This is a genomic window from Mycobacterium tuberculosis complex sp. N0072 (assembly GCF_030323725.1).
Taxonomy (GTDB): Bacteria; Actinomycetota; Actinomycetes; order Mycobacteriales; family Mycobacteriaceae; genus Mycobacterium; species Mycobacterium tuberculosis.
Genome location: NZ_CP040689.1, coordinates 1,677,351 through 1,688,098 on the forward strand (window position 1 = coordinate 1,677,351; position 10,748 = coordinate 1,688,098).

The window sequence follows — 10,748 nt, forward strand, 5'->3', positions numbered from 1 at the left end:
AGTTATGACATTGCCGTTGCTGGGGCCGATGACGCTATCCGGCTTCGCGCATTCATGGTTCTTCCTATTCCTGTTTGTCGTGGCCGGACTGGTCGCGCTGTACATCCTGATGCAGCTGGCGCGCCAGCGGCGAATGCTGCGGTTCGCCAACATGGAGTTGCTGGAGAGCGTCGCACCCAAGCGGCCATCCCGCTGGCGGCATGTCCCGGCGATCCTGCTGGTGTTATCGCTGCTGCTGTTCACCATCGCGATGGCCGGTCCGACGCATGACGTCCGGATTCCCCGCAACCGCGCGGTGGTGATGTTGGTGATCGACGTGTCGCAGTCGATGCGCGCCACCGACGTCGAGCCCAGCCGGATGGTGGCCGCGCAGGAGGCTGCCAAGCAGTTCGCCGACGAGTTGACCCCGGGCATCAATCTGGGATTGATTGCCTACGCGGGCACGGCGACGGTCCTGGTGTCGCCGACGACCAACCGGGAGGCGACCAAGAATGCGCTGGACAAGTTACAGTTCGCCGACCGTACCGCCACCGGGGAGGCGATCTTCACCGCGCTGCAGGCCATCGCCACGGTTGGCGCGGTGATCGGTGGCGGCGACACGCCGCCGCCGGCGCGCATCGTGCTGTTCTCCGACGGCAAGGAGACGATGCCGACCAACCCGGACAACCCCAAGGGCGCCTACACCGCCGCCCGCACCGCCAAGGACCAGGGCGTGCCGATTTCGACGATCTCGTTCGGCACCCCATACGGCTTCGTCGAGATCAACGACCAGCGCCAACCGGTGCCCGTCGACGACGAAACGATGAAGAAGGTCGCCCAGCTCTCCGGTGGAAATTCCTACAATGCGGCGACTTTGGCCGAGCTGAGGGCCGTTTACTCGTCGCTGCAGCAGCAGATCGGCTACGAGACCATCAAGGGTGACGCCAGCGTCGGCTGGTTGCGGTTGGGTGCGCTGGCGCTGGCGTTGGCGGCGCTAGCGGCGCTGCTCATCAACCGGCGGTTGCCGACTTAGCTTCTCCCGCGGCCCCGGCAGCCCGCGAGCGTAACCTGGCTGCGATTTCCGGCGCGGATTTTCGCAGTGCGGTTACGCTCGGAAAGCGCGGGCCTCGCCCACGCGGCGGATGATGTCAGCGGGGTGGTCCTCGGCGACGACCCGGACCACGATCCACCCGTAGCGGTGCTGGACTTTCTCGTGCCGGAGGATGTCTTTCCGGTAGTGGTAGCGACTGGTCAGATGGTGGTCGCCGTCATACTCGGCCGCGACCTTGATGTCTTGCCAGCCCATATCCAAATGGGCTTCCGCCCAGCCCCATTCGTTGCGCACCGCGATCTGCGTCTGGGGGCGCGGAAAGCCGGCGCGGATCAACAACAAGCGCAGCCAGGTTTCCTTGGGGGACTGGGCACCGCCGTCGACGAGGTCCAGAGCGGCTCTTGCGGCCTTCATGCCACGGCGGCCCCGATAGCGCTCGATCAGCGGCTCGACGTCGGCCACCTTCAAATCGGTGGCCTGTATCAGGGCGTCGACGGCCGCGACGGCGGGGTCCAATGGAAATCGACTGGTCAGGTCGAGCGCCGTTCGCTCCGGTGTGGTCACGCGCATGCCCTCGATGACGCAGATCTCGTCGGGCTCGATGCGCTCTTCCCAGACTTGCAGCCCCGGGGCACGGCGGCGGTTGGTGTCGATGATCGCGGCGGGAAGATCCGCGTCGATCCACTTGGCGCCATGGAAGGCAGAAGCCGAGTAGCCGGCCAGCACGCCGCGGCGGCGCGAGCGCAGCCACAGCGCTTTTGCACGCAATTGCGCGGTCAGTTCCACACCCTGCGGCACGTACACGTCTTTATGTAGCGCGACATACCTGCTGCGCAATTCGTAGGGCGTCAATACACCCGCAGCCAGGGCCTCGCTGCCCAGAAAGGGATCCGTCATGGTCGAAGTGTGCTGAGTCACACCGACAAACGTCACGAGCGTAACCCCAGTGCGAAAGTTCCCGCCGGAAATCGCAGCCACGTTACGCTCGTGGACATACCGATTTCGGCCCGGCCGCGGCGAGACGATAGGTTGTCGGGGTGACTGCCACAGCCACTGAAGGGGCCAAACCCCCATTCGTATCCCGTTCAGTCCTGGTTACCGGAGGAAACCGGGGGATCGGGCTGGCGATCGCACAGCGGCTGGCTGCCGACGGCCACAAGGTGGCCGTCACCCACCGTGGATCCGGAGCGCCAAAGGGGCTGTTTGGCGTCGAATGTGACGTCACCGACAGCGACGCCGTCGATCGCGCCTTCACGGCGGTAGAAGAGCACCAGGGTCCGGTCGAGGTGCTGGTGTCCAACGCCGGCCTATCCGCGGACGCATTCCTCATGCGGATGACCGAGGAAAAGTTCGAGAAGGTCATCAACGCCAACCTCACCGGGGCGTTCCGGGTGGCTCAACGGGCATCGCGCAGCATGCAGCGCAACAAATTCGGTCGAATGATATTCATAGGTTCGGTCTCCGGCAGCTGGGGCATCGGCAACCAGGCCAACTACGCAGCCTCCAAGGCCGGAGTGATTGGCATGGCCCGCTCGATCGCCCGCGAGCTGTCGAAGGCAAACGTGACCGCGAATGTGGTGGCCCCGGGCTACATCGACACCGATATGACCCGCGCGCTGGATGAGCGGATTCAGCAGGGGGCGCTGCAATTTATCCCAGCGAAGCGGGTCGGCACCCCCGCCGAGGTCGCCGGGGTGGTCAGCTTCCTGGCTTCCGAGGATGCGAGCTATATCTCCGGTGCGGTCATCCCGGTCGACGGCGGCATGGGTATGGGCCACTGACACAACACAAGGACGCACATGACAGGACTGCTGGACGGCAAACGGATTCTGGTTAGCGGAATCATCACCGACTCGTCGATCGCGTTTCACATCGCACGGGTAGCCCAGGAGCAGGGCGCCCAGCTGGTGCTCACCGGGTTCGACCGGCTGCGGCTGATTCAGCGCATCACCGACCGGCTGCCGGCAAAGGCCCCGCTGCTCGAACTCGACGTGCAAAACGAGGAGCACCTGGCCAGCTTGGCCGGCCGGGTGACCGAGGCGATCGGGGCGGGCAACAAGCTCGACGGGGTGGTGCATTCGATTGGGTTCATGCCGCAGACCGGGATGGGCATCAACCCGTTCTTCGACGCGCCCTACGCGGATGTGTCCAAGGGCATCCACATCTCGGCGTATTCGTATGCTTCGATGGCCAAGGCGCTGCTGCCGATCATGAACCCCGGAGGTTCCATCGTCGGCATGGACTTCGACCCGAGCCGGGCGATGCCGGCCTACAACTGGATGACGGTCGCCAAGAGCGCGTTGGAGTCGGTCAACAGGTTCGTGGCGCGCGAGGCCGGCAAGTACGGTGTGCGTTCGAATCTCGTTGCCGCAGGCCCTATCCGGACGCTGGCGATGAGTGCGATCGTCGGCGGTGCGCTCGGCGAGGAGGCCGGCGCCCAGATCCAGCTGCTCGAGGAGGGCTGGGATCAGCGCGCTCCGATCGGCTGGAACATGAAGGATGCGACGCCGGTCGCCAAGACGGTGTGCGCGCTGCTGTCTGACTGGCTGCCGGCGACCACGGGTGACATCATCTACGCCGACGGCGGCGCGCACACCCAATTGCTCTAGAACGCATGCAATTTGATGCCGTCCTGCTGCTGTCGTTCGGCGGACCGGAAGGGCCCGAGCAGGTGCGGCCGTTCCTGGAGAACGTTACCCGGGGCCGCGGTGTGCCTGCCGAACGGTTGGACGCGGTGGCCGAGCACTACCTGCATTTCGGTGGGGTATCACCGATCAATGGCATTAATCGCACACTGATCGCGGAGCTGGAGGCGCAGCAAGAACTGCCGGTGTACTTCGGTAACCGCAACTGGGAGCCGTATGTAGAAGATGCCGTTACGGCCATGCGCGACAACGGTGTCCGGCGTGCAGCGGTCTTTGCGACATCTGCGTGGAGCGGTTACTCGAGCTGCACACAGTACGTGGAGGACATCGCGCGGGCCCGCCGCGCGGCCGGGCGCGACGCGCCTGAACTGGTAAAACTGCGGCCCTACTTCGACCATCCGCTGTTCGTCGAGATGTTCGCCGACGCCATCACCGCGGCCGCCGCAACCGTGCGCGGTGATGCCCGGCTGGTGTTCACCGCGCATTCGATCCCGACGGCCGCCGACCGCCGCTGTGGCCCCAACCTCTACAGCCGCCAAGTCGCCTACGCCACAAGGCTGGTCGCGGCCGCTGCCGGATACTGCGACTTTGACCTGGCCTGGCAGTCGAGATCGGGCCCGCCGCAGGTGCCCTGGCTGGAGCCAGACGTTACCGACCAGCTCACCGGTCTGGCTGGGGCCGGCATCAACGCGGTGATCGTGTGTCCCATTGGATTCGTCGCCGACCATATCGAGGTGGTGTGGGATCTCGACCACGAGTTGCGATTACAAGCCGAGGCAGCGGGCATCGCGTACGCCCGGGCCAGCACCCCCAATGCCGACCCGCGGTTCGCTCGACTAGCCAGAGGTTTGATCGACGAACTCCGTTACGGCCGTATACCTGCGCGGGTGAGTGGCCCCGATCCGGTGCCGGGCTGTCTGTCCAGCATCAACGGCCAGCCATGCCGTCCGCCGCACTGCGTGGCTAGCGTCAGTCCGGCCAGGCCGAGTGCAGGATCGCCGTGACCGCGGACATCCGGGCCGAGCGCACCACGGCGGTCAACGGTCTCAACGCATCGGTGGCACGCTGAGCGTCCGACAACGACTGCGTTCCGATCGGCAATCGACTCAGCCCGGCACTGACCGCGATGATCGCATCGACGTGCGCGGCATTCTCGAGCACCCGCAATGCGCGCGATGGCGCGTGGTCGGGAACCCGGTGTTGCCGTGACGATTCGAGCAACTGCTCGACGAGGCCACGGGGATTGGCGACGTCGCTAGATCCCAGTCCGATGGTGCTCAAGGCTTCGGCGGCCGAGCGCACCGCTGACCGCAACGCGTATTCGGCATCGCCGAGCTCGTAGTGTTCCAACACTGGGGCCCCGGGAAGTGAATACACCATCCAAGAAAGTGCACACAATTCGGGCGTGAGTGGCTCGCTCTGCGCGGCTTCGTCGACATCGCCATAGGAGAACTCCGGGACCAGGCCAACGGCGCTGCCGGGATCCTCCGGGTTGGCGACGATCACCGCCTCGCCGGCGGCAAGGGCGTCGTGCTCGAACTGTGTTCCCGCAGCCAGCCCGCGCACATCGCCCGGCACCGGCAACACCACATTGATCGTCCCCCGCAGTCGGCGCCGGCCCACCGCGGCGCGCAGTGTCTGCAGGAGCGAGACCGTTCCAGCATCGTGGACGTCGGGCCACGGCAGCCCGGTGTGGCCCGCAGCCACGGCATCATAAGCTGCGACGGATTGCGTTGGCGCCCAAAGTGATAATGCATCCAACACGTCGTCGGGAGCAGCCTTGCCGGCGAGCCAAGCGTTAGCCCAGATCGACAGCGAAACACTGGGACACCACATGATCTTGCAGTGTAGTTGTTCGACCCGGCTGACGCGGATCACGCGTATCCTAAGCGCATGCCCGTCGCTTTGATCTGGCTTATCGCGGCGTTGGTGCTCGTCGGCGCAGAGGCACTGACCGGCGACATGTTCTTGCTGATGCTCGGCGGCGGTGCGCTGGCCGCCTCGGTAAGCAGCTGGCTGCTGGCTTGGCCGATGTGGGCCGACGGGGCGGTGTTTCTCCTCGTCTCGGTGCTGCTGCTGGTGTTGGTTCGGCCGGCGGTGCGGCGCCGGCTGACGCAGACCAAAGGTGTGCAGCTGGGCATCGAGGCGCTGGAGGGTAAGAAGGCGGTGGTGCTTGGTCGGGTGGCCCGCGACGGGGGTCAGGTGAAGCTGGACGGCCAGGTGTGGACGGCGCGCCCGCTCAACGACGGTGATGTGTTCGAACCTGGTGACTCGGTGACCGTGGTGCAAATCGACGGCGCCACGGCGGTGGTCTTCAAGGACGTGTAGGGACTCGAGAAAGGAATTCCGGTGCAAGGAGCCGTTGCTGGTCTGGTGTTTCTGGCCGTCCTGGTGATTTTCGCCATCATCGTGGTGGCCAAGTCGGTGGCGCTGATCCCGCAGGCGGAGGCCGCGGTGATCGAGCGGCTGGGTCGCTATAGTCGTACGGTCAGTGGGCAGTTGACGCTGTTGGTGCCGTTCATCGACCGCGTCCGGGCTCGGGTGGACCTGCGCGAGCGGGTGGTGTCGTTTCCGCCGCAACCGGTGATCACCGAGGACAACTTGACGCTGAACATCGACACCGTCGTCTACTTCCAGGTGACCGTTCCGCAGGCGGCGGTGTACGAGATCAGCAATTACATCGTCGGGGTCGAACAGCTCACCACCACCACCCTGCGCAACGTTGTCGGCGGGATGACGCTGGAGCAGACGTTGACCTCGCGTGACCAGATCAACGCCCAGCTGCGCGGCGTTCTCGATGAGGCGACCGGCCGCTGGGGTCTGCGGGTGGCGCGGGTGGAGCTGCGCAGCATCGATCCGCCGCCGTCGATTCAGGCGTCGATGGAAAAGCAGATGAAGGCCGACCGGGAGAAGCGAGCGATGATTCTGACCGCCGAAGGTACCCGGGAGGCGGCGATAAAACAGGCCGAGGGGCAAAAGCAGGCGCAGATCCTGGCCGCCGAGGGCGCCAAGCAGGCCGCGATCTTGGCTGCTGAGGCCGATCGGCAGTCTCGGATGCTGCGCGCTCAGGGTGAGCGCGCCGCGGCCTACCTGCAGGCGCAAGGGCAGGCCAAGGCCATCGAGAAGACGTTCGCCGCGATCAAGGCTGGCCGGCCCACCCCGGAGATGCTGGCCTACCAATACCTGCAGACGCTGCCGGAGATGGCGCGTGGGGACGCCAACAAGGTATGGGTGGTGCCCAGCGACTTCAACGCCGCACTGCAGGGGTTCACCAGGCTGCTGGGCAAGCCGGGTGAGGACGGGGTGTTCCGGTTCGAGCCGTCCCCGGTCGAAGACCAGCCCAAGCACGCGGCCGACGGTGACGACGCCGAGGTCGCCGGCTGGTTCTCCACCGATACCGACCCGTCGATCGCTCGGGCGGTGGCTACAGCCGAGGCGATAGCCCGCAAGCCGGTCGAGGGTTCGCTGGGGACGCCCCCCAGGTTGACTCAATAGAGTGGTCCGATGAGTGGTTTGACCTCACCGAAAACCTATGCGGTACTGGCAGCTCTGCAGGCGGGCGACGCGGTGGCGTGCGCCATCCCGCTGCCACCTATCGCCAGGTTACTCGACGACTTGGACGTTCCGGTCAGCGTTCGCCCGGTGCTGCCGGTGGTCAAGGCCGCCTCTGCGGTCGGTTTGTTGTCGGTCACCCGATTCCCGGCCTTGGCGCGGCTGACGACAGCGATGTTGACGTTGTACTTCATCCTCGCCGTGGGGGCACATGTCCGGGTGCGAGATCGCGTTGTTAATGCGATTCCGGCGGCGTCATTCCTGACGTTGTTCGCGCTGATGACGGCAAAGGGGCCGGAGCGCACTTAAGCATGGAGGCGCAACTCGACCTATGGCAGTGGTGTGTCGGTCGGTGAGGTCGAGGTGCTCAAGGTCGAAAACAGCCGGGTGCGCGCCGAGCAGCTGGCCAAACTGTACGAATTGCGCTCAAGTCGGGATCGGGTCAGGGTCGACGCCGCACTAGCCGAGCTGAGCCGCGCCGCGGCCGCCCGCGGTTGTGCCGGTACTAGCGGGCTCGGCAACAACCTGATGGCGCCGGGGCCGCCCCATTCCCTCCTGGGACGGGATCGCTGACGCCACAATCGACCTGCTACGAAGGCTGGCCGAGCGGCTGGGGTACACACTGGATTGGCGAGCGATCCGTGGAGCCGAACCCGTTGCCACCGCCATTCTGCGTCGGTTAGTCTCTTTTTCGACCTTGGGGCGCGGAGGGTCGTTATGGTGTGTCACAGTGCTTTGCTGTCAAAGGCATTGGCGGTGCCGACCAAGCGACACTGGGCAGTGCAGAAATCCTCGTGAAATACGCTCAACTCGCTGACAAACGCGCTCGGGTATATGTCCTGGTGTCGACCTGGTTGGTCGTGTGGGGTATCTGGCATGTGTATTTTGTCGAAGCTGTCTTTCCGAATGCCATCCTGTGGTTGCATTATTACGCGGCCAGCTATGAATTCGGGTTTGTACGTCGCGGGCTGGGCGGTGAACTGATTCGCATGTTGACCGGCGATCATTTCTTTGCCGGCGCCTATACCGTTCTGTGGACGTCTATCACGGTGTGGCTGATCGCCCTTGCCGTCGTGGTGTGGCTTATCCTTTCCACGGGCAACCGGTCCGAGCGCAGGATAATGCTTGCCCTCCTCGTTCCGGTGCTACCCTTTGCCTTTTCTTACGCCATCTATAATCCACATCCGGAACTCTTCGGGATGACCGCGTTGGTAGCCTTCAGCATTTTTCTGACCAGGGCCCACACCTCTCGAACCCGGGTGATCCTCAGTACGCTGTACGGACTTACGATGGCCGTGCTGGCGCTCATACACGAAGCGATTCCACTGGAATTCGCACTCGGCGCGGTGCTGGCGATAATCGTGTTGTCGAAGAATGCGACAGGTGCGACAAGGCGAATCTGTACTGCGTTGGCCATCGGTCCGGGGACCGTCTCAGTATTGTTGCTCGCTGTGGTCGGGCGTCGCGATATCGCGGACCAGTTGTGTGCCCATATCCCGCATGGGATGGTCGAAAATCCGTGGGCGGTTGCAACGACACCGCAGCGAGTTCTCGATTACATATTCGGTCGTGTCGAGAGCCATGCAGATTACCACGATTGGGTGTGCGAGCATGTGACCCCGTGGTTTAACCTCGACTGGATTACCTCTGCAAAGCTGGTGGCCGTGGTTGGCTTCCGCGCACTATTCGGTGCATTCCTCCTCGGGTTGCTGTTCTTCGTTGCCACGACATCGATGATCCGCTATGTCTCCGCCGTGCCGGTCAGAACCTTCTTTGCCGAACTGCGCGGCAATCTGGCGTTGCCGGTGCTGGCATCGGCATTGCTGGTTCCGCTGTTCATCACCGCTGTCGACTGGACTCGCTGGTGGGTGATGATCACACTCGACGTGGCCATTGTCTACATCTTGTACGCGATCGACAGACCGGAGATCGAGCAACCGCCGTCGAGGAGAAACGTGCAGGTCTTCGTCTGCGTTGTGTTGGTGCTGGCGGTGATACCGACCGGGTCCGCCAACAACATCGGCAGATGAGGCACCCCGCGGGACCACCCGAAGGCGGGCATGGTGACGTAGGCCAACCGCCGCTGACATGCTTGGGACGGTGATGCTGTTGCAGGCCTATTAGGGGTTGTCGGATCGGGAGCCTTGTGACCGGTTGGCCCTTGATCTGCGTTGGGAGGCCGCGGCGGGGTTGACGGTGCACGCGCCGTCGTTGCATCCCACGGTGTTGGTCGGGATGCGTAACCGGCTGCGGGCTTCGGATCCGACGTGTTGGTGGATGCACCATTTTCAAATGCCGTCGCGGGTCGAAACTTGGGTGCCGTCGAAGAATAACCCCACCAAAGGCCCTACATCAGCGCCGTCCTACGTTCGTGTGTCGGACAATCCTTAGTGCCGATGCCGGATATTCGGGCACTAACGGAAAAGACGTCCTCCGCGTAGAGGCTCCGTTGTTCGAGGCCCAGTTACAGGGGCAAGGTCAGTGGCCGTGACCTCTGCTTCCCGACACGAGAATGCTGGCCGACCGAACGTAGCGCGGTGCGTTGACGGCATCGAGCTGCCACGCCAAATTTGCACGCGCTGATGCGCTGACCCCGACCGAAGGTTTATCAAATGAGAGCCGGCTCGCGCACAGGGTCGTCGTAACCCGGCATGCGTCGGTGCTGCCGTCGATAATTGCGGATCTCATAGACGAGCCCAGTCAGACCTAGCGCGCCCGTGCATACCGACACCAGGATCAGCAGCGGGCTACCGCTACCGGCGAACGCGTCGCCCAGGATGACCACCGCCGCGGTGCCGGGGAGCAAGCCTGCCAAGGTCGCCCAGGCGAAGGACAGGATCCGCACGCCCGAGGCGCCGGCGGCATAGTTGATCGCCGCGAACGGGACGACGGGAATGAGCCGCAGCGACAAGATGGCCAGCCAGCCTCGCTCACGCAGACGCTCGTCCAGCCGGTTGATCGCTCGGCGGCGCACCAGACTGTTCAGCTGCCAGCCGGTGGCACGCACCAGCAGCATCGCGATTACCGCGCTAGCGGTGCTGCCGACCACCGCGATGAATACGCCCACCACAGAGCCGAACAACAGCCCGGCGGCCAACGTGAACGCGGTGCGGGGGAATGGCGGCACCGTGACGACGGTATGCACCAGCAAAAATGCCAGCGGGAACCACGCGCCCAGTGACTTGGCCCAGTCGCGCAATTCCACCGCAGTGGGCACCGGAACCAGCAGCGCGACCACTACCAGTACTGTGATTCCCACCACTGTTCCCACGATGCGCGGCAGCGACGCCTGACGCGCGACCGCGCCGAGCGAGGTGGCGATACCGTGCACGGTTTCGGTGGTGTTGCAGATGGCGGGAGCCGTCACGTCTTCGGAGCGTACGGGGTCAACATGAATAACTCGTTTCCCCAGGCTGGCGTTTCGTCACACTCCGGCCGCGATTGCCGCACCTGGGCGTCTATATGGGCGTCCCGATCAACTAGCCTTATTAGTTAAGTGACAATCCCGAAGCAAGCCCAAG

Annotated in this window: 11 protein-coding genes and 2 pseudogenes; 10 read left to right on the forward strand and 3 right to left on the reverse strand. The window is 64.3% G+C overall.

Annotated elements, in window-relative coordinates:
• The first annotated feature begins 4 nt into the window (after positions 1-4).
• Complete coding sequence (locus tag FF952_RS07870) at positions 5-1,012, forward strand: VWA domain-containing protein (RefSeq protein WP_003407530.1); 1,008 nt, start codon at positions 5-7, stop codon at positions 1,010-1,012.
• A gap of 72 nt (positions 1,013-1,084) precedes the next feature.
• Here FF952_RS07870 and FF952_RS07875 read toward each other — a convergent pair whose 3' ends face one another.
• Positions 1,085-1,927, reverse strand: a complete 843-nt coding sequence (locus FF952_RS07875) for a type IV toxin-antitoxin system AbiEi family antitoxin (RefSeq protein ID WP_003407537.1) — start codon at positions 1,925-1,927, stop codon at positions 1,085-1,087.
• Between the two features lie 140 nt (positions 1,928-2,067).
• Here FF952_RS07875 and fabG1 point away from each other — a divergent pair, with 140 nt between their 5' ends.
• Genes fabG1 through FF952_RS07890 form a run of 3 tightly spaced genes read left to right on the forward strand, consistent with a single transcriptional unit; the run spans position 2,068 to position 4,679 of the window.
• Positions 2,068-2,811, forward strand: a complete 744-nt coding sequence (gene fabG1 / locus FF952_RS07880) for a 3-oxoacyl-ACP reductase FabG1 (protein WP_003898892.1) — start codon at positions 2,068-2,070, stop codon at positions 2,809-2,811.
• An 18-nt stretch (positions 2,812-2,829) separates the two neighbouring features.
• Positions 2,830-3,639, forward strand: a complete 810-nt coding sequence (inhA, locus tag FF952_RS07885) for an NADH-dependent enoyl-ACP reductase InhA (RefSeq protein ID WP_003407553.1) — start codon at positions 2,830-2,832, stop codon at positions 3,637-3,639.
• A gap of 5 nt (positions 3,640-3,644) precedes the next feature.
• Positions 3,645-4,679, forward strand: a complete 1,035-nt coding sequence (locus tag FF952_RS07890; protein ID WP_003407559.1) for a ferrochelatase — start codon at positions 3,645-3,647, stop codon at positions 4,677-4,679.
• Here the strand turns inward: FF952_RS07890 and FF952_RS07895 are convergent.
• Complete coding sequence (locus FF952_RS07895; RefSeq protein WP_003902086.1) at positions 4,645-5,511, reverse strand: Rv1486c family protein; 867 nt, start codon at positions 5,509-5,511, stop codon at positions 4,645-4,647. The genes FF952_RS07890 and FF952_RS07895 overlap by 35 nt on opposite strands.
• 57 nt (positions 5,512-5,568) lie before the next feature.
• Between FF952_RS07895 and FF952_RS07900 the strand changes: the two genes are divergently transcribed.
• The 6 genes and pseudogenes from FF952_RS07900 to FF952_RS20940 all read left to right on the forward strand — a co-directional run.
• The gene (locus FF952_RS07900; protein ID WP_003407562.1) at positions 5,569-6,003 is read left to right on the forward strand and encodes an NfeD family protein; all 435 of its coding nucleotides are present in this window, start codon (positions 5,569-5,571) and stop codon (positions 6,001-6,003) included.
• A gap of 21 nt (positions 6,004-6,024) precedes the next feature.
• On the forward strand, positions 6,025-7,170 hold the full coding sequence (locus tag FF952_RS07905) for an SPFH domain-containing protein (RefSeq protein WP_003407571.1): 1,146 nt from the start codon (positions 6,025-6,027) through the stop codon (positions 7,168-7,170).
• 9 nt (positions 7,171-7,179) lie between these two features.
• On the forward strand, positions 7,180-7,536 hold the full coding sequence (locus tag FF952_RS07910) for a DoxX family protein (protein WP_003900347.1): 357 nt from the start codon (positions 7,180-7,182) through the stop codon (positions 7,534-7,536).
• A 45-nt stretch (positions 7,537-7,581) separates the two neighbouring features.
• Positions 7,582-7,761, forward strand: a pseudogene (locus tag FF952_RS07915) (methylmalonyl-CoA mutase family protein); the annotation flags it as partial.
• A gap of 188 nt (positions 7,762-7,949) precedes the next feature.
• The gene (locus tag FF952_RS07920; protein WP_003898896.1) at positions 7,950-9,257 is read left to right on the forward strand and encodes an Rv1490 family membrane protein; all 1,308 of its coding nucleotides are present in this window, start codon (positions 7,950-7,952) and stop codon (positions 9,255-9,257) included.
• A 40-nt stretch (positions 9,258-9,297) separates the two neighbouring features.
• A pseudogene (locus FF952_RS20940) lies at positions 9,298-9,489 on the forward strand (transposase); the annotation flags it as partial.
• A 346-nt stretch (positions 9,490-9,835) separates the two neighbouring features.
• Here the strand turns inward: FF952_RS20940 and FF952_RS07925 are convergent.
• A complete protein-coding gene (locus FF952_RS07925) occupies positions 9,836-10,594 on the reverse strand; it encodes a TVP38/TMEM64 family protein (RefSeq protein WP_003407583.1) in 759 nt (252 codons plus the stop codon).
• Positions 10,595-10,748: the final 154 nt, after the last annotated feature.

Coding starts and splice junctions, on each gene's coding strand:
- FF952_RS07870 (WP_003407530.1), top strand. CDS start 5: ATGACATTGCCGTTGCTGGGGCCGATGACGCTATCCGGCTTCGCGCAT.
- FF952_RS07875 (WP_003407537.1), bottom strand. CDS start 1,927: ATGACGGATCCCTTTCTGGGCAGCGAGGCCCTGGCTGCGGGTGTATTG.
- inhA (WP_003407553.1), top strand. CDS start 2,830: ATGACAGGACTGCTGGACGGCAAACGGATTCTGGTTAGCGGAATCATC.
- FF952_RS07890 (WP_003407559.1), top strand. CDS start 3,645: ATGCAATTTGATGCCGTCCTGCTGCTGTCGTTCGGCGGACCGGAAGGG.
- FF952_RS07895 (WP_003902086.1), bottom strand. CDS start 5,511: ATGTGGTGTCCCAGTGTTTCGCTGTCGATCTGGGCTAACGCTTGGCTC.
- FF952_RS07900 (WP_003407562.1), top strand. CDS start 5,569: ATGCCCGTCGCTTTGATCTGGCTTATCGCGGCGTTGGTGCTCGTCGGC.
- FF952_RS07910 (WP_003900347.1), top strand. CDS start 7,180: ATGAGTGGTTTGACCTCACCGAAAACCTATGCGGTACTGGCAGCTCTG.